The organism is Actinopolyspora alba (genome assembly GCF_900112765.1).
In the GTDB taxonomy this organism is placed as follows: Bacteria; Actinomycetota; Actinomycetes; order Mycobacteriales; family Pseudonocardiaceae; genus Actinopolyspora; species Actinopolyspora alba.
On record NZ_FOMZ01000002.1, the window covers coordinates 415,741 to 433,033 of the forward strand.

Here is a 17,293-nt window from a genome sequence, read left to right on the forward strand (position 1 = left end):
CGTGCCAAAAACGCATGGCGATTCTAGCGTGGGACACATGAGCCACCCACACGCGAACGCGACTCACCACGATGCCGCGCACGACCACCAGCACGACCGGGACCACCAGCACGACCGGGACCAGGCCGAGATCCTCGAACTGGACGCGGAAGTGCTCGCCGAGCACATCGATTCGATCGCCGCATGGCTGCCAGTCACGGCCGCTCCCCGCGAGATCGTGGACCTGGGCTGCGGAACGGGCACCGGAACGTTCGCCCTGCTCGACCACTTCCCCGAGGCACACGTAACGGCGGTCGACTCCTCGCCGGGGCACCTCCAGCGACTGCGCGAGAAGGCACAGGCAGCGGGGCTGACGGAGCGCGTGCGCACCGTGCAGGCCGATCTCGACGCCGACTGGCCCGACCTCGGCACTCCGGACCTGGTGTGGGCGTCCGCATCGATGCACCACATGGCAGATCCCGACCGCGCGCTGCGCCGGGTCAACGAGATCCTCGCTCCCGGTGGACTGCTCGCCGTCATCGAGCTGGCGGGCTTTCCCCGCTTCCTGCCCGAGAACGCCCCGGAAGAGCGCCCCGGCCTGGAGGAGCGTTGCCACGCCGCGAGCGAGCGCCGCCACGCCGAGCACCTGCCCCACAGGGGCGCCGACTGGGGGCCGAAGCTGACCGCCGCCGGCTTCACCGTCGCGGGCGAACGCGGCATCACCGTCGACATCGAGGGTTCACGCGACGAGGCGGTCGGCAGGTACGCCCTCGGCAGCCTGCGGCGCATCCGCGGCGGCATCGCCGAGACACTGGCGGCCGAGGACCTGAGCGCGCTCGACCGGCTGCTCGACACCGAGGGGCCGGGCAGCATCCTGCGCCGCGACGACCTCGCGGTGCGCACCGAACGCACCGTCTGGGCCGCGCGCTCCGGGACCTGACTTCCGCCCACCCGCTGTCCTGACTCAGCGCTGCCCGGTACCAGTGTTGCCGGGCACCCGCTCACGAGGCGGGTAGATCCCGCCGAGCGAGTCCCGGCAACCCGGGCGGCAGCGCCGCGTCAGAGTTCGAGGCCGCGTCAGAGTTCGAGCTGGTCCACGAACCGCTTGGCCAAATCCTTCGGATTGGCCTTGTCCACCGACATCTTCTTGTTCATGCGGGTGAGATCGGCCGTGGTCAGCTGCTCGGAGACCGTGTTGAGCACCCCGGCCTGCTCATCGTTCAACGCCCCCTGGTGCGCCAGCGGCAGCACGTTCTGCGCGGGGAACATGTTCTTCGGGTCGTCCAGGGTCACCAGGTTGTCGCTGTCGATCGCGGCCGTGGTGCTGAACAGGTTGGCCACCTGGATACGGCCGTCGTTGAGCGCGTCGACCCGAACGCTGCCCGCTTCCAGGTTCTTGATGTCGGCGAAGGTGCAGCCGTACACCTCGGAGATGCGCTGCTTCCAGCGCGGTGCCCACTCGGAGGGCGCTCCCAGCACCAGGTCGCCGCAACGCGATCCCAGATCCGACATGGAACGCAGCCCGGTCTCGGCGGTCTCGCTCGTCACCGTGAGCACATCGGAGTTCTCGGCCGCGGAGTAGTCCAGCACCCGGAGACTGTCCGGCAACGCTCCCTCGAGCTCCCGGTAGATCTTCTCGGAGCCGGTGGCCGAGGCGTCCTCCTCGAAGTGCCGCAGCAGGTTGCCCGTGTACTCCGGAACGACCGAGATCTCACCGTCCCGGACCGCGCCGACGTAGACCTCGCGAGCACCGATGCGGCCCTTGGTCGTGACCTCGGCACCGGTGCCGCGCAGCGCTTCGGCGTAGACCTCCATCAACAGCTGGCTCTCGCTGAAGTTGGCCGATCCCACGACGATCGGCCCACCGGAGTCGGCACCCGACTCGGTGGGATCGGCGCATCCGGAAAGCAGTCCCGTGGCGGCCACCAAGGCGACCACCGGTGCTACCAGCCGCTTCATCGTTGTTTCCTCCTGCCTCGGGGCCGTGCCCCGGTGTTCGCGGCGGTAAGCGTCACCCCGCGTGGTACGAGCAACCAGGTGAGCCCCGCCAGTGCCAGATCGACCAGCACGGCCAGCAGCGCGATCAGGATCGCGGCCGAGGCCATCTGGTCGTAGCGCCCGATCGTCTGCCCCTCGATCAGCAACTGCCCCAGACCGCCGAGGCCGACATAAGCCGCGACCGCCGTGGTAGCCATGACCTGCAACATCGCGTTGCGCACCCCGCCCATCAGCAAGGTGAGGGCGTTGGGGAGCTCCACCTGCCACAACCGCTGCTTCGAGGTCATGCCCATGCCCTTGGCGGCATCCACCGCCTGCGAAGGAACCGCACGCACCCCGGCGTAGGTGCCGGACAGCACGGCGGGAAAAGCGAGCACCACCAGCGCGGCCAGCGCGACGCTTCCCCGGAACAACACCGCGAGCCCGGTCACCAGACCGAGCGTGGGCAGGGCGCGCATCGCGTTGCTGAATCCCACGACGAACACCGAGCCTCGACCGGTGTGTCCGATGTAGAGGCCGAGCGGAACCGCGAACAGGGCAGCGGCGCAGACCGCGAACAGGCAGTAGAGCAGGTGCAACCACGCCTGGCGCAGCACGCCTTCGTCGCCGGTCCAGTTCGACGGGTCGAGCAGCCAGGCCGCTATGTCGGTGATCACGAAGCGATCACCGCCCGCCCGGCGCGTTCCCAGGGAGTCAGCAGTCGGCAGCCGAGCACCAGCAGCAGATCGACCAGCAGCGCCAGCAGCACGGTGAGCACGATTCCGACGGGGATCTGCACCAGGTCCCGCTCGAAACCGACCATGAACAACCGCCCCAGCCCGCCGGTCCCCACCAGAGCACCCACGCTGACCAGGCTGATGTTGCTCACTGAGGCCACCCGCACTCCCGAGGTCAACGCCGGGACCGCCAGCGGCAGCTCCACCGCGAGGAACCGGCGGTGCGGTCGGTAGCCCATCGCGGTGGCCGCGATGGTGACGTGGGTGGGCACCGCCTCCAGGGCGTCGAGCACCGGGCGCACGAGCAGCGCCGTGGTGTAGAGCGTCAGCGCGATGACGACGTTGAGCGACGAGGTGAAGTCGGTACCGATCAGGCTGGGCAACAGCACGAACACCGCGAGTGACGGGATGGTGTAGACGATGCCGGCGGTGCCGAGCAGCGCCGCCCGCGACCAGCCGATCCGTTGGGCGATCCTGCCCAGCGGCAGCGCCAGCAGCACTCCGGCCAGCAGCGGAACCAGCGAGAGGTAGACGTGTTGGCCGATCTGCTCCAGCAGCACCTCGCGGTTGGACGGACTGGAGAAGTACCTGAGCAGTTCGTCCATCACTGGACAGCACCCTCGGTGACCGCCGGATGTCGCCGTGATTCCAGGATGTCGAGCACCTGTCGGGCCGTGACCACACCGAGGTGGACGCCGTCCTCGTCCACGACGACCCCGAGACCGGAGGGAGCCGACAGGGCCGCGTCCAGCGCGCCGCGCAGCGGGGCACCACTGGTGTGCAGCGACCCACCCGCGATCAGCTGGTCCTCGGTGAGCTGGCCGTGGATGGGGGCTCCCGGCGGGAGCCAGCCGCGTGGCCGGTCGTGCGGGTCGAGCACCAGCACCCACTCGGCCTGGCTGGGAACATCCGCGCTGGTGTCGCCGATGCGAACGGTGTCCACGGGACCGGGGACGAGCCCGTCCGAATCCACGAAGGACAGTCTGCGGTAGCCGCGGTCCCGCCCGACGAACGAGGTCACGAAGTCGTCGGCGGGTTCCGCCAGCAGTTGTTCGGGAGGCGCGTACTGCGCGAGGTAACCGCCCTGCCGCAGTACCGCGACGTTCTCGCCGAGCTTGACCGCCTCGTCGATGTCGTGCGTGACGAACAGGACGGTCTTGCCCAGCTCGCCCTGCAACCGCAGCAGCTCGTCCTGCAGCCCCTCCCGCACCACGGGGTCCACGGCGCTGAACGGTTCGTCCATCAGCAGCACGGGCGGATCGGCGGCCAGTGCACGGGCGACCCCCACCCGCTGCTGCTGCCCACCGGAAAGCTGGACCGGGTAGCGCTTCCGGAGCTCGGCCGGCAGTCCCACGCGCTCCAGCAGGCCCTCGGCCCGACGCCGCGCGTCGCGTCTACTGTGTCCGAACAGCCGGGGCACGGTGGCGACGTTGTCCCGAACCGTACGGTGCGGGAACAGTCCCGCCTGCTGGATCACGTAGCCGATACCCCTGCGCAGCCCGGCCGGGTCGGAGTCGCGAACATCGTCGCCGTCGACCAGCACCGTCCCCGAGGAGGGTTCGATCATCCGGTTGACCATCCGCAGCAGTGTGGTCTTGCCACAACCGGAGGGGCCGACCAGCACGGTTATCGTTCCCACCGGAACGGTCAGGCTCAACTCCTGCACGGCGACCGTGCCGTCGTCGTACTGCTTGCGCACGGACCGGAACTCGATCACCGAGCCCCCTCCCGGATCACCGACGGTCACTCGCCGACCGTCGCAAGCCTCGCCGAGCTTAACCCGATCAGCTGTCTCACGCGATGTAATGAGACTTACGCGTAACCACCACTCCGTTCCGACAGCAGAAGTCACACGAAAGTGCCCTGCGGAACTCACACCTGTGACACCGACGAACACGTTTCGAGCACGAAGGGCGCCGGGATGTGGGGCGCCCGCTGGTGTGCACAATTGGTTGCGCACCGCCGAACCGGACGAGTGCGGACACCGACAGCGGGACGGGACATGAGCACCCAGGTTGAAATCGCCACCGACTCCGCGGGAGTCGAGGCGGTTCGCGAGCGACTCCACCACGAAGGCGTGCTCGCACGTCCGCTGCGGCACGTTTTCGCACTGCTGACACGCCGACCGCACACGCTGCCGGAACTGGTACGCCTTTGCCGCACACCGCGCAGAACGGTGGAGGAACTGCTTCGGCTGGCGGGCGAGGACGTCGAGCGAGGACCGGACGGCTACCGGCTGCGGGACTCGGCTCACCAGCTCTACCGGGAACGGGTCCTGTTCGGCGAGCACGAGGCCCCACGGGAGGACGAGGAGGTCGAGCGGCTCCTCGGCGAGTTCATCGCCACCGGCCCGGCGCCCTGCGCCGCGCTGGACCACGTGACGGCCACCCCCGAGACCGCGGTGCGTCGCGCCGCGTGGCTGCGCGACAACTACGACCTCCACCGGGCTCACCTGCTGCTGCTCGGCGATCACGACCTGACCTCGCTGGCGAGCTGCCTGCTGGTACCGGAGCTGCGGGTCACCGTGGTCGACCTCGACGAGCGGATCCTCGCCCACATCGACGGAATCGCGGCCGAACACCGGCTTCCGGTGCACACCGTGCACGCGGACCTGCGGTTCGGACTACCGACGGCGTTGGTGGACGGCTTCGAGCTGGTCTTCAGCGACCCGCCCTACACCCCCGAGGGGATGGGGCTGTTCACCGCACGGGCCGCGGAGGCCATGGCCGACGGCAACAGCAGACTGCTGCTGGCCTACGGCTTCAGCCCGCGCACACCGGCGCTGGGACACAAGGTGCAGCAGGAACTGCTGCGGCTGGGCATGGTGTTCGAGAACATCGTCGCCGATTTCAACGAGTACCACGGGGCCGAGGCCATCGGGAGCACGAGCGCGCTGTACGTGTGCCTGCCCACCGCGAAAGCCCACAAGTCGACGGGTGAGCGGCAGGCGATCTACACTCACGGCCCGCAATCGCTGGAAAGCGGCGAGGAAGCTCCCGGCACCGATTTCCTGCGAGCGCTCGGTGGGGCCGTCGGCAGCGAGGTGGGGGAACTGCGTTCGCCCGGCTGGCAACGTCCGCTGCGGACCGGTGGAGCGGTCCCGGTTTTCGACCTCCGCGCCGATCCCGGACCGTGGTTGCTGCGGATGCTGCTCGCCTGCAACGCCGACCGGGCCGGTTTCCTCGTGCCGAACCGGCATCCCGACATCACCAGCGAGCACGCGCAGAACTCACTGTCGCACGTGGTGGGAGCCAAGTATTCGCTGCGCTTCCAACGCGGCAAACCGGACGCCAACCACGCGGTCGTGGTCGCGGAACGCCGGAAGCAGGGCGGCGGGATCGCCGGGTACCTCTCGCACCGGGCACACGGCAAGATCGGCAACGTCTGGCGCGAGGCTCTGATCGCGAACTCCGAGGCCCCGCTGACCAAACGGGCGGCGAAGGCCCACGTCGAAGCGCTCGTGGCCGACAGCACCGATCTGGGGTTGCGGCTGATCGACCTCCCCCGCCACCGGCTGAGCACGTTGCTGCACACCGAAGCCGACTCGTGAGCCGGCACCGCGCGGCGCCGAGGCGGACGTCGATTTCTCGCGAAATCGCCGCGCCATCGACGCAGGCCGAACTCCTACCACCTTCGCAGCAGGACCGACCGCGGGTTCTCCGGTGCGGTTCCCGCGAGGACGGCCCCGACGTCGTGTAGGTCGCTACCCGATGTCGGGGCACTCGCAGCGAGAGCCGTGCCGGAGGTTCCGCCAAGTCACCACCCGCGACAACCAAGCTGCGGAATCCACTAATTCGGCCCGCGTGCGGCGATGAGGGAACCTCCGGCGAGCATGGCGTGGAACTCGGCGGCGGGAACCGGCGGCGAGAAGAACCAGCCCTGGTGCTTGAGCACTCCCGCCCCGAGCAGGGTGTCGAACTGCTGCGCGTTCTCGACCCCCTCGGCGATGCAGGAACGCCCCATGGCGTTGGCCATGTCCACGACGGCCTTGGCCACCGCGAAGTCGCTGTTGTCGGAGTGGATGTCGGCCACGAACCGGCGGTCGACCTTGATGATCTGCGCGGGTAGTTCCTTGAGCCGCGCCAACGACGAGAAGCCGGTGCCGAAGTCGTCCACGGCGAACCTCGCACCCCGATCGACCAGTTCCGTCATGGCCGCCCGAGCACGCGAGGGCAGATCGACCAGGGAACTCTCCACCAGTTCCAGTACCACTCTGTCCCAGGAGATACCCGCCTGGTTCACGCAGTCGGTGACGTAGTCGACGAAATCGTGATCGCCGGGAACCATCCCGGCCAGATTCACCGCCACCGACACCGCCGTCGCGCCGGATCCGGGCCACTCCGCCGCCTCGCGCAGCGAGGTGCGCAGCACCCAGCGGTCGATGTCGCGCATCAGTCCGCCCTGATCGGCGACCGGCAGGAAGGTCCCGGGGGAAAGCAGGCCACGTTCCTGGTGCGGCCACCGCAGCAGGGCCTCGGCGCTGACGATGCTTCCGTGCCGATCCACCACCGGCTGGTAGTACAGCGTCAGTTGGTCGTGGTGCAGCGCCTCCCGCAGCTGCCCCTCCAAGTGGAGCTGGCTGTCCGCCGAAGCCATCAGCGACGGCCCGGCCAACGACACCCTGCCGGGGCCACCCCGCTTGGCCTCGAACATCGCGGCGTCGGCGAAGCGGAGCAGATCGGCACCGTCGTTGGTCCCGTCCGGTACGGAGGCACCGATGGAGGCCGATACCCGAACCAGCTGGCCGCGTACCGGAACGGCGGTTCGCAACAGACCGGAGACCCTGGTGGCCAGCGAGTCGGTACCCCCCACCTCGTGGACGTCGGAACAGATGACCACGAACTCGTCACCGGAAATACGAGCGGCGACACAGCCGTCGGGCAGCCCGCCCTCCAGCCGCCGGGCCAGTGCCACGAGCAGGTCGTCCCCCGCGTCGTGGCCGAGCGAGTCGTTGATCCGCTTGAAGTTGTCGATGTCGCAGAACAACACCGCGATGCGATCGGGGTCGCCCTCCGCGAGCATGTTGCCCAGCATTTCCTTGACCGCGGCCCGGTTGGGCAGTCCGGTCAGCTCGTCGTGGGTGGCCTGGAACCGCAGGGCCTCCGCGTTGCGGCGACGTTCGGTGACGTCCTGGAAGACCACCAGCCAGGACTTCGTGCCGTCGTCGCGCACCGACAACGAACTGTGCAGCTCGCAGTAGACCGGTCGACCGTCGGAGCGGGCCAGCATCCGCTGCAGCGGTTCGTCGCGCCGACCGTTCGAGGCGTGCCGCAGCTCGGTTCCGCCGAGGCCGCCCCCGGGGTCGTCGGGATGCGTTATCCCGCTGACCGTATTACCCCGCAGCTCCTGCAACCGGTAGCCGAGCAGGTCGCACATCGCGTCGTTGGCGTCGATCAACCGCTCGGTCTCGTCGAACAGCCCGATGCCGACCGGGACGACGCTCACCAGGTCGGTGAATCGCTGGCTGGAGCGTTCCATGCGGGTGACGGCGGTGCGCTGCTCGGTCACGTCCTGGGCGGTCCCGACCAGCAGCGGGCGGTCGGCGACGTCGGTTATCACTGCTCCGTGACAGAGCAGAATCCGCATCTCCCCGTCCGGACGGATATAGCGGTACTCGATCTCGAGCGGAATGTGGTTCTCGATCAACTCCTGCCAACAGCGGTCGACCCGCGGGCTGTCCTCCGGATGAATGTGATCGAGGTAGTACTCGTACGTGGTCTCGGTACCGGGAGGGGTACCGGTGATCTCCAGCAGCGTTTCGGACAACCGGAGGGTGTTGGTGTGCGGGTTCCCCTCCCAGGTGCCCAGTCCGGCCACGCGCTGCGCGTTCTGCAATTTGCGGCGTTCGTTGGCCAGCGTCCGTGCGGTGGGGGTCATCAGGTCGGAGACGTCGACGAGCAGCGTGACCGTCAACTTCGGGTTTCCGCGATTCTGCCAGCTCAGGACGCGGAACCAGATGTCCTGGGCACGATCGCTCGGCTTGGCGAACTCCCCCTCGACGGTCAGCAACTCGTTCAGGGAGCGCCCCGGCAGAGCACCACCGGAGTTCGCTCCCAGCAGCGTGGCGGCCTGATCGGTGGCGCGGATGATCGTCCCGGACGGACTGCTCAACAGTGCGGGTGCATCGGGCAACGGCTCCACCGCCGCGTCGAGATCGGCGGTCACACCGGGACCGACCGGCTGGTACGTCTCCGGGGGATGTGGTTTCCCCCGTCCCGCTCGCCGGTCCTGTCTGCTGCGTTCGGTCACGGACCAACCTCCGCATCGCCACTGCGTTCGCGCTACGCCCCCGACCGGCCGATCGTTCAATAGTGGCATGGACCACAACTGACAATTCCAACCATACCGGCGTTCGGGTGAAAAGCTAAGCCGCGACGTCACCGTTACGGCTGACTCTCCTCAAGCTGAGACGTGGAGCCGTCGATAACGTGACGCGCTGTCGAACAAATCACACAGTGACGTTCGGAACCGGAAGCGTACACGGGTCGGGTGTCACCGGGTCTCCGCCGACCCGCACGGCCGCTCGACGCGTCTCCCAGCCGGTCATGGCGAACGACTCGGGGCCGGTCGACGACGAGCCCTGTCGTCGACCGGCCCCGTCTTCTCGTGCGGTTCCGGTTCGGCTGCCACCACGGAACCAACCGGCCGGGTAGTCCCGCCCCGCGAGGAATCCGACTGACGCGCCGGGAAGACGCGACTCGTGCCCCGAGAGGCGAATACGCTGTTCAGGCCGTGGCCACGCCGTCCTTCCGGGCGGCCTCGGCGACCGCGTCGGCGACCTCCGGCGCGACCCTGGGATCCAGCGGACTGGGCACGATGTAGTCGGCGGCCAGCTCCTCCGAGGCGACGGCCGCGATGGCCTCGGCCGCGGCGACCTTCATCCGGTCACTGATCATCCGAGAGCCGGCGTGGAGCGCCCCCTTGAAGATCCCGGGGAACGCCAGCACGTTGTTGATCTGGTTCGGGAAGTCGCTACGGCCGGTGGCGACCACGCTCGCGTGCCTGGCCGCGACCTCCGGATGAATCTCGGGATCCGGATTGGACAACGCGAACACGACGGCGTCGTCGGCCATCGTCTCCACCAGCTCCTCCGGGATGGTGCCCGCGGAGACGCCGATGAGCACATCGGCACCGCGCAGGGCTTCGGGCAGGCCGCCGGTGACGTGCCGGGGGTTCGTGCGCTCGGCCAGTTCCGCCTTGATCGGTGTCAGGTTGTCCCTGCCGGAGTGGATCACACCTCGCGAGTCCGCCACGACGACCTCACCGACACCGGCGGCCTCCAGGATCTCGGCACAGGCCACCCCCGCGGCCCCCGCCCCGGAGATCACCACGCGCAGCGAACCGAAGTCGCGTCCCGAGAGCCGGCAGGCGTTGCGCAGCGCGGCGAGGGTCACGACCGCCGTCCCGTGCTGGTCGTCGTGCATGACCGGGCAGTCCAGGGCCTCGACCAGTCTGCGTTCGAGATCGAAGCACCGCGGCGCGGCCACGTCCTCCAGATTGACCGCGCCGAACGAGGGACGCAGCCGGACCAGGGTTTCCACGATCTCGTCGTTGTCGGTGGTGTCCAGCACCAACGGGATGGAGTCCAGACCGGCGAAGTTCTTGAACAGCGCCGCCTTGCCTTCCATGACCGGCAGCGAAGCGCGCGGACCGATGTCACCGAGCCCCAGCACGGCGGTGCCGTCACTGACGACCGCCACCAGCCCACTGGTCCAGGTGTAGCGGGAGGTCAGCGTCTGGTCCGCGTTGATCGCACGGCTGACCTTGGCCACACCCGGCGTGTACGCGATGGAGAGGTCGCGCGGACTCGTCAACGGGGCGGTGGGGGCGATGGCCAGCTTTCCACCCTCGTGCGCTCCGAATATCTCCTCGTGGGTCAACTCCGCGTTCGGCGTTGCCGGTGCGGACGCGGAATCGGACGTGTTCTGATGATCACTAACGGTGGTCACGGCGTCCTCCTGTTGCCTTGACCTGGCCACCGGGAGCGACTCCCGGGCGGCAGATGGGCGACGTCGCACGCCGTGTGGACTGGTGCCACTCGACGAGGCGTCTAGGGGCGACCGAGACCGACTGCCCAGGTCCGGGCAGCAGCTCGGCGGACGCTGCGGTTCGCCGAGTATGTCAGCCACCCCCGGGGCTGTCTGCGACTAGGGTCACACCACACCAGCATCTTCAACAAATTGTCAACACTCGTTCCGGTGATCGTCCGTACCGGAGAAGAAAATCCGCCGATACTTTCCCGACGACACGACCGGAGAACGCCGGTAATAGGCTGCCGGTGTGGACATGCGTCGACTGGGCATCAGCGGTGCCGTGGAATTCACCCCTCCGGCCTTTCCCGATCACCGGGGGCTGTTCGTTGCTCCCTTCCAGCAGGAGGCGTTCGCCGAAGCGACCGGACACCGACTGCCCCTGGCACAGCTCAACAACAGCGTGTCCCATCGCAACGTGGTGCGCGGTGTGCACTTCGCGGACGTTCCGCCGGGCCAGGCCAAGTACGTCTACTGCCCACAGGGGAGCCTGCTCGACGTGGTGGTCGACGTGCGGATCGGCTCACCCACCTTCGGGCAGTGGGAAGCCGTCCGGTTGGACTCGCGGAACTACAACGGGCTGTACCTGGCCGAAGGCCTCGGGCACGCCTTCGCGGCGTTGGCCGATGACACGGTGATGATCTACCTCTGCTCGACGCCGTACAATCCCCCGGCCGAGCACGCGGTCAACCCGCTGGACCCGGAGCTCGGGTTGCCGTGGAACGAGCTCGACGCGGAACCGGTGTTGTCCGAAAAGGATCGTTCCGCTCCCTCACTGGCCGAGGCGAGCGATGCGGGCATCCTGCCGCACCACGAGGACTGCCTGGAGCACTACGAGCGGCTGCGCTCCGCCGAGTGACCGGCCTGGCGACAGGCGCCAAACGACAGGCACTGCCTCACCACCGGACCCGCGAACACGAATCGTGACAACCAGGAACACGAGTCGGACTCGTTTTCACCGCGACCGCGGGGTTCCCACGTCCGAACCACACCGAACACCCCCAACGGGGGCTACTCAACGTATCCGGCCGGGACGCGGCACCAGCCGCCAGCGCAGCACCCCCAGCACCTCCGCGGGGCCGAGCAGGCGGGAATCGGTGGAGGCAGCGGCGTGGTCCCCGGTGACGTGCCACCCTCCCTCGGCACGGCACACCGCCCGCTTCACCGAGAGCTGGTTGGGCCTGGACGACCACCTGACGAGCACGACGTCACCGGGCCTCGGCTCGGTGCGCAACCGCAGCAGCACGATGTCCCCGTCCCGCAGCGTGGGAGCCATCGAGGGCCCTCGCACACGCAGCCTGCGCCAGCGCAACCGACCGAGCGAACTCACACCTACCTCCGTAAGACAACGACGATCGTAACGGAGTAAGGTCGGACCCGTCGGAGCATTCACTGTCACTTTCAGGGAGGAAGTATGCGACTCCTGTCGCGGCTTCTCGGCCCGCGTCTGGAAGCAACCGCCCACTGCGACCTGCCGTGCGGCGTTTACGACCCGGCCCAGGCACGGATCGAGGCCGAGTCCGTCAAGGCCATCCAGGAGAAGTACCAGAACAACGAGGACCCCGAGTTCCGCACTCGCGCGATCAACATCGCCGAGCAGCGCTCGGAACTGGTCAAGCACCACCTGTGGGTACTGTGGACCGACTACTTCAAGCCTCCGCACTTCGAGAAGTACCCGCAGCTGCACGAACTGGTGAACAAGGCCACCAAGGCCGCCGGTGCGGCCGGCACCAAGGGCTCGATGGACCCGGCCACGGGCCAGGAGCTGCTGGACTACATCGCCGAGATCGACAAGATCTTCTGGGAGACCAAGAAGGGCTGAACGCCCCGTAGGTCCTCACACGACGCCGGCCGGCCGGAACACGCTTCCGCCGGTCGGCGTCGTTTTTCTCCGGTCGCCGAGCCACGGTCGACGCGCGTTCGGCCACGAACGCCGCACCCCTCGCCCCTGCCCCCTCTTCGTCCTTTCGGCCCCCGCGACACGCAACCGTTCGGACCGGCCGGGAACCACGCGGAAGGTGATCCGACCGCAGCCGTTTCACACCACTTTCCTTATCTCCGGCATCACTTTTTCCGCGGTCACGGAACCCAGGAAAATCGCGGCCACTCCGTGCTCGTCGTCCAGCACGAGCGTTATCGGCACGGTGGAAAGCGGAAGCCCGTCCAGAGCCAGTGCCACTTTACCGTCCGGGTCGTACACGGAAGGGTAGGTCACGTCCAGATTGTGCATGAAGTCCTGAGCGGACCTCCGGTTGTCGCGAACATTCACACCGAGGAATCGGATGTTCGCGTCCTCGGTCCGCCGGTCCAACCGTTCGAGTTCGTCCGCCTCACCCCGGCAGGGAGCACACCACGATCCCCACAGATTGAGCAGAACCGCTTTGCCCTCGTAGTCCGACAGAGCTATGGTCTTCCCCGGTTTCATGACGGAGGATCCGGACAAGCCCCCCACGCTGTCGCGATCCTCTTCCTCGTACAGGATCCTCGTCCGGCCGTCGGGTGACACGAATGAGAACTCGCCCCGCCCCGACCGTACTTCGCCTCCCGAAAAACCGCCACAAGAAGCCGATGTCGTGACGACAAGAATACCGGCCACTGCCGCGATGATTCGTTTCTTGACCACTCCCGACCGTCGAAATCGAACGAATTCGAATTTTCTTCGCTTCGACATGCGCGCATGGTACAACACCGACCGCGTGCCGCACGTGCCGCGAAAACCGAACACGTACGGATCTCATGAGCGTCTTCCCGAACGCGCTACCCCGGTTTTCGGAACGAATCAGCACCGGCGCCGAAAGGACCGGTGATCGGCCGTCGCACCCGGACACTGAACCGGGCAGCCGGACGACCGGGTGCGGAAGACCCCGGGCACGGTCACACGCCGCCGCGACCGTGGCTGAGCCACCGCGGACGTACGAGAACGGTCCGGATACCGAGAACACTCCGCGCTCCTCGTTCCGCAGCGCTCGAAATCTGATTGCGCCCGAGCGGCCGCGCTGCCAGGCTCACTTCCGACCTCCACTCCTGCCCTCGAAACGGAAACCGGTATGGGCGTGCGGATCCGCGTGGCGAACCCCGGCGAGGAACAGCGGCTGAAGTGGATCCAGCGAGAGGCGTGGTCTCCGGAAACGAGTCCGGCACCACCGCGCTCGACCGAGGGTTCGATCTTCGACGGGCACGTCGAGGCGGGGAACGTGCTGGTCGCCGACGAGAACGGTCTCGCGGTCGGATTCTCGAAACTCGTCCCGCTGGCCAGCTCGTATCCCCGTCTCGCGGACGCCACGGCTCATGTGCAACAGCTGCACGGCTTCTCGGTGCTGCCCGATTACCGGGGACGGGGCATCGGAGGAACGATGCTGGAAGCCGTGCGCGCCGAATCGCTGCGGCGCGGCGCCACCCGCATCACGCTGCGGGTGCTGGGCACCAACGAACGGGCGATGCGGTTGTATCGCGCCGCGGGTTACGAGATCGAGGGCAGGCTGCGCGCCAAGTTCCGCATCGGGGACAGGTTCGTGGACGACGTGCTGATGGCGCTGGAGCTGCCCACGTGATCGCTTTCGGGGTCGACGTCCGCTAGAACGTCCCGGATCCGAGAAGATGATCATGTGAGCACGACTCGGTTAACCTGAACGGGTGTTAGATCACGCTGGGAACAACCACGCCGGGGACAACCACGCCGGGGACAGCGGAGTACGACGAGTCACCGAGGCCGACCTGCCCGCAGTGGTGCGGCTGGTGCACGAGCTCGCCGAGTACGAGAAAGCTCCCGAGCAGTGCGAACTCACCACGGAGCAGCTGCGGCGGGCGCTGTTCGGGCCGACCCCGGCGCTGTACGGCCACGTGGCCGAGTTCGACGGGCGAGTCGTGGGATTCGCGCTGTGGTTTCTCAACTTCTCCACCTGGCGGGGGACACACGGCATCTACCTGGAGGACCTCTACGTGGAGCCGTCGTACCGACGGCACGGTCTGGGGCGGGCGCTGCTGGCGGAACTGGCGCGGGAATGCGTCGAACACGGATACGCTCGCCTGGAATGGTGGGTACTGAACTGGAACGAGCAGGCGATCGGTTTCTACGAGTCGCTGGGCGCGATTCCGATGGACGAGTGGACCGTCTTCCGGTTGACCGGGGAGGCACTCGATCGAACAGCCCACGGTTGACGGATTTCTCACGGGCGAAAGCACGGTAATCTGCGAAACCGACACGCACCACACCAGCGCGAGGTGTCACCATGCCCACTCGCCCGATCAGCCGATACTTCAACCACGGACTCACGTTCCGCTGGGCGCAGGGCGACCGGGAAATCGCGGTCAAACGCGGTTACGTCGTGGAGGGCAATCCGTTCATCGAGGTCACTCGACCGAAGCACTTCACGATCGCGGACAGACCGAACGAGGACCCGGCGAGGGACCGCGAGAACTGGATAGCGGCGATCCCGGCCAACCCGTCGGACTGGGACAAACCAGGCGCCCTGGCACGGCTGGCCGAGAGCTGGGCAGCGGCCAATCCGCGCAGCATCCCTTCGGAGAACCGCGGTGAGGGTGGCTCGAACCAGCGTCGCTGACGCTGCTCGCGACCGTCCGCGGCGCGAACCGGGAGCGGGCGGGGCGCCGGAAGCCGCGTACCGTTCGCACGAGAACCGGACGCCCACGGGAAACCACCACACGAGCGGGGACACGCGTCCCGGAAAACTTCGATCAGCCGGAGTGGTTCTCGTGCTCGGCGTCGGGAGCTGTACTGGAGCGCAACCACCACTCCCGCCCCGCACGGTTGAACAGGCACCACAGCACCAGTACGGCGGGAACGGCGAACCCGAAGGCCACCAGCGGGCTGTCCGAGGGACCCATCGCGTACCAGGAGGCACCGAGCAACAACAGTTGCAGCAACAGCACCGGTGTGCGGGCCCAGTGTTTGCTCCGAAGCAGCCCGATGCCCGCGAAGAGAACGCCGAGGGAGATGAGTCCGAAATAGCCGGCTTCACCATAAGTGGAGCTGCGGGTGAGCGATCCCACCGAACCGAGATCGGCCTGGCTCGCCCGAATCAGCAGGGCCACGACGAATGTGATTCCGGCAACCGCCTGCAACACGGTCACCAGGCCGGCCAGACGCACGGTGCGGGGGGCTGTCGCTGCCGACACGAATGCCTCTTTCCTGGGGTGATGTATCCACGGTGAGGTAACAGGGCTCGTGGGAGAACTCCCGGTCCGGAGGGCTTCCGGCCCGACCCTCTTACCGGACGACACCGTCGTTCCGGACACCGGGACGGATATCTCGCCGGACAGCCGTTCGCGGGTGGAACCTTCCGCCGCGGGCACGTGCTCGCGCGATTCCGGGAGCACGAGCCCCTGAGCACCCTCTTTCGAGAGTAGAACACTAACCCACGCCGACGACACGATCCCGAGACGGCGGCTACGGGTCCCGTCCGGCACACCGTTCCGCCGCGAGCGCCGGGGAGTTACGAGACGGGGGGGGTGGCGCCGCACGAAACCTCCCGGGAACTACAGCTAGGCTTCGGGTGTGCGCGCTGTTCTCGTAGTCAATCCGGAGGCGACCTCGACCAGTGCCGCGGGTAGGGACGTGCTGGCCCACGCGCTCGCCAGCGAGGTCAAACTCGACGTGGTGCAAACCCGTTATCGCGGCCATGCCGCCGACGCCGCGGCACGAGCCACCCTCGAAGGGGCCGACCTGATCGTGGTGCACGGGGGTGACGGCACCGTCAACGAGGTCGTCAACGGAATGCTGCGCACGGAAGTGGCCACAACCACCCAGCGCCCATGCCTGTCGGTGATCCCCGGTGGACTGGCCAACGTCTTCGCGGGCGCGCTCGGCGTACCCCGGGATCCGCTGGAAGCGACCCACGGGCTGCTGCACGCCTTGGCCGAGCAGCGCAGCCGCTGGATCGGACTGGGCAAGGTGGACGACCGGTGGTTCACCTTCAACGCAGGGGTGGGGATCGACGCGGACGTGGTCGCCGAGGTGGAACGCCGGCGCGGCAAGGGGCGGCGAGTGACACCGTGGCTGTACACCAGCGCCGCGACTCGTTGTTATCTGACCAGTGCCCGACGTGAACCATTACTCACCGTGCAGGCCGACGACGAGCCTCAGGTGACCGCATTACACGCGGCCATGATTTCCAACGCGGATCCCTGGACCTATCTGGGCCGCAGACCGGTGCACACCAACCCCGAGACCAGCTTCGAAACGGGTATCGGTGTATTCGCGTTCGGCAACATGCTTCCTCACTCAGTGTTACGACATGTAGCGCAAATGCTCAGCGATAGAGCTAAACCACAAGGAAAATCCCTTTTTAGGCGTGCGAACATCAGCCGGTTGCGAGTAACCTGTGAGCGGCCGTTGCGAGTACAGGTCGACGGCGACTCCCTCGGCGAGCTTTCGGTGATCGATTTCGTGTCGGTTCCGAACGCTCTGTGCGTCGTTGGATAACTTGCCGCAACGGAAGCACCACACAGGGTCGGCCGCACCGCCTCCGGTGGTCACCCAACCCCAGGTCAAGAGCTGTCGATCTTCCGGGTGAGCTCACTCACTCGGTAGTGATCGGCCCCTTGACATTA

The 17,293-nt window shown here is 67.5% G+C and carries 17 protein-coding genes; 8 read left to right on the forward strand and 9 right to left on the reverse strand.

Going from position 1 to position 17,293, the window contains the following annotated elements; translation table 11 throughout:
- Positions 1-37: 37 nt before the first annotated feature.
- Positions 38-919 (forward strand): class I SAM-dependent methyltransferase, encoded by an 882-nt coding sequence (locus BM150_RS04485; RefSeq protein WP_092924245.1) that lies wholly within the window; start codon positions 38-40, stop codon positions 917-919.
- A gap of 137 nt (positions 920-1,056) precedes the next feature.
- Here the strand turns inward: BM150_RS04485 and BM150_RS04490 are convergent, their stop codons facing one another.
- From BM150_RS04490 to BM150_RS04505, 4 genes are read right to left on the reverse strand one after another with little or no spacing between them, the layout of a single operon-like run.
- Positions 1,057-1,938 carry an ABC transporter substrate-binding protein gene (locus tag BM150_RS04490; RefSeq protein WP_092924248.1) on the reverse strand — a complete coding sequence of 294 codons (882 nt, stop codon included), beginning with the start codon at positions 1,936-1,938 and terminating at the stop codon, positions 1,057-1,059.
- Positions 1,935-2,633, reverse strand: a complete 699-nt coding sequence (locus tag BM150_RS04495; protein ID WP_092924251.1) for an ABC transporter permease — start codon at positions 2,631-2,633, stop codon at positions 1,935-1,937. The genes BM150_RS04490 and BM150_RS04495 overlap by 4 nt, the downstream gene beginning before the upstream one ends.
- Positions 2,630-3,298, reverse strand: coding sequence for an ABC transporter permease (locus tag BM150_RS04500; protein ID WP_175496681.1), 669 nt, complete (start codon positions 3,296-3,298; stop codon positions 2,630-2,632). Before BM150_RS04500 ends, BM150_RS04495 begins: the two co-directional genes overlap by 4 nt.
- The gene (locus BM150_RS04505) at positions 3,298-4,410 is read right to left on the reverse strand and encodes an ABC transporter ATP-binding protein (protein ID WP_092924469.1); all 1,113 of its coding nucleotides are present in this window, start codon (positions 4,408-4,410) and stop codon (positions 3,298-3,300) included. Before BM150_RS04505 ends, BM150_RS04500 begins: the two co-directional genes overlap by 1 nt.
- A gap of 285 nt (positions 4,411-4,695) precedes the next feature.
- On the opposite strand from BM150_RS04505, the gene BM150_RS04510 reads away from it, so the two are divergent.
- Positions 4,696-6,243 (forward strand): bis-aminopropyl spermidine synthase family protein, encoded by a 1,548-nt coding sequence (locus tag BM150_RS04510; protein WP_092924257.1) that lies wholly within the window; start codon positions 4,696-4,698, stop codon positions 6,241-6,243.
- 239 nt (positions 6,244-6,482) lie between these two features.
- On the opposite strand, the gene BM150_RS04515 is transcribed toward BM150_RS04510, so the two are convergent.
- Both BM150_RS04515 and BM150_RS04520 read right to left on the reverse strand, forming a co-directional pair.
- A complete protein-coding gene (locus BM150_RS04515; RefSeq protein WP_217641353.1) occupies positions 6,483-8,942 on the reverse strand; it encodes a putative bifunctional diguanylate cyclase/phosphodiesterase in 2,460 nt (819 codons plus the stop codon).
- 476 nt (positions 8,943-9,418) lie between these two features.
- Positions 9,419-10,642 carry an NAD(P)-dependent malic enzyme gene (locus BM150_RS04520; protein ID WP_092924263.1) on the reverse strand — a complete coding sequence of 408 codons (1,224 nt, stop codon included), beginning with the start codon at positions 10,640-10,642 and terminating at the stop codon, positions 9,419-9,421.
- A gap of 337 nt (positions 10,643-10,979) precedes the next feature.
- Between BM150_RS04520 and BM150_RS04525 the strand changes: the two genes are divergently transcribed.
- Positions 10,980-11,582, forward strand: a complete 603-nt coding sequence (locus BM150_RS04525; protein ID WP_217641366.1) for a dTDP-4-dehydrorhamnose 3,5-epimerase family protein — start codon at positions 10,980-10,982, stop codon at positions 11,580-11,582.
- Positions 11,583-11,738: 156 nt separating this feature from the next.
- Here BM150_RS04525 and BM150_RS04530 read toward each other — a convergent pair whose 3' ends face one another.
- Positions 11,739-12,053: a S26 family signal peptidase gene (locus tag BM150_RS04530; protein ID WP_092924269.1), complete on the reverse strand. Its 315-nt coding sequence runs from the start codon at positions 12,051-12,053 to the stop codon at positions 11,739-11,741.
- A gap of 84 nt (positions 12,054-12,137) precedes the next feature.
- Between BM150_RS04530 and sodN the strand changes: the two genes are divergently transcribed.
- On the forward strand, positions 12,138-12,545 hold the full coding sequence (gene sodN / locus BM150_RS04535) for a superoxide dismutase, Ni (RefSeq protein WP_043576769.1): 408 nt from the start codon (positions 12,138-12,140) through the stop codon (positions 12,543-12,545).
- Between the two features lie 216 nt (positions 12,546-12,761).
- On the opposite strand, the gene BM150_RS24020 is transcribed toward sodN, so the two are convergent.
- Positions 12,762-13,166: a TlpA family protein disulfide reductase gene (locus BM150_RS24020; protein WP_175496682.1), complete on the reverse strand. Its 405-nt coding sequence runs from the start codon at positions 13,164-13,166 to the stop codon at positions 12,762-12,764.
- Positions 13,167-13,770: 604 nt separating this feature from the next.
- On the opposite strand from BM150_RS24020, the gene BM150_RS04545 reads away from it, so the two are divergent.
- From BM150_RS04545 to BM150_RS04555, 3 genes are all read left to right on the forward strand, one after another.
- Positions 13,771-14,274, forward strand: coding sequence for a GNAT family N-acetyltransferase (locus BM150_RS04545; protein WP_092924275.1), 504 nt, complete (start codon positions 13,771-13,773; stop codon positions 14,272-14,274).
- Between the two features lie 82 nt (positions 14,275-14,356).
- A complete protein-coding gene (locus BM150_RS04550) occupies positions 14,357-14,881 on the forward strand; it encodes a GNAT family N-acetyltransferase (RefSeq protein WP_092924278.1) in 525 nt (174 codons plus the stop codon).
- A gap of 71 nt (positions 14,882-14,952) precedes the next feature.
- A complete protein-coding gene (locus tag BM150_RS04555; RefSeq protein WP_092924281.1) occupies positions 14,953-15,285 on the forward strand; it encodes a hypothetical protein in 333 nt (110 codons plus the stop codon).
- Between the two features lie 133 nt (positions 15,286-15,418).
- Here the strand turns inward: BM150_RS04555 and BM150_RS04560 are convergent, their stop codons facing one another.
- Complete coding sequence (locus tag BM150_RS04560) at positions 15,419-15,859, reverse strand: hypothetical protein (protein ID WP_245755252.1); 441 nt, start codon at positions 15,857-15,859, stop codon at positions 15,419-15,421.
- 379 nt (positions 15,860-16,238) lie between these two features.
- Here BM150_RS04560 and BM150_RS04565 point away from each other — a divergent pair, with 379 nt between their 5' ends.
- Positions 16,239-17,165, forward strand: a complete 927-nt coding sequence (locus BM150_RS04565) for a diacylglycerol/lipid kinase family protein (protein ID WP_092924283.1) — start codon at positions 16,239-16,241, stop codon at positions 17,163-17,165.
- The last annotated feature ends 128 nt before the right edge of the window (positions 17,166-17,293 follow it).

What these genes read in the sequence shown, in the direction of transcription:
- BM150_RS04485 (WP_092924245.1), top strand. Translation starts at nt 38, where the DNA reads ATGAGCCACCCACACGCGAACGCGACTCACCACGATGCCGCGCACGAC.
- BM150_RS04490 (WP_092924248.1), bottom strand. Translation starts at nt 1,938, where the DNA reads ATGAAGCGGCTGGTAGCACCGGTGGTCGCCTTGGTGGCCGCCACGGGA.
- BM150_RS04500 (WP_175496681.1), bottom strand. Translation starts at nt 3,298, where the DNA reads ATGGACGAACTGCTCAGGTACTTCTCCAGTCCGTCCAACCGCGAGGTG.
- BM150_RS04510 (WP_092924257.1), top strand. Translation starts at nt 4,696, where the DNA reads ATGAGCACCCAGGTTGAAATCGCCACCGACTCCGCGGGAGTCGAGGCG.
- BM150_RS04525 (WP_217641366.1), top strand. Translation starts at nt 10,980, where the DNA reads ATGCGTCGACTGGGCATCAGCGGTGCCGTGGAATTCACCCCTCCGGCC.
- sodN (WP_043576769.1), top strand. Translation starts at nt 12,138, where the DNA reads ATGCGACTCCTGTCGCGGCTTCTCGGCCCGCGTCTGGAAGCAACCGCC.
- BM150_RS04545 (WP_092924275.1), top strand. Translation starts at nt 13,771, where the DNA reads ATGGGCGTGCGGATCCGCGTGGCGAACCCCGGCGAGGAACAGCGGCTG.
- BM150_RS04555 (WP_092924281.1), top strand. Translation starts at nt 14,953, where the DNA reads ATGCCCACTCGCCCGATCAGCCGATACTTCAACCACGGACTCACGTTC.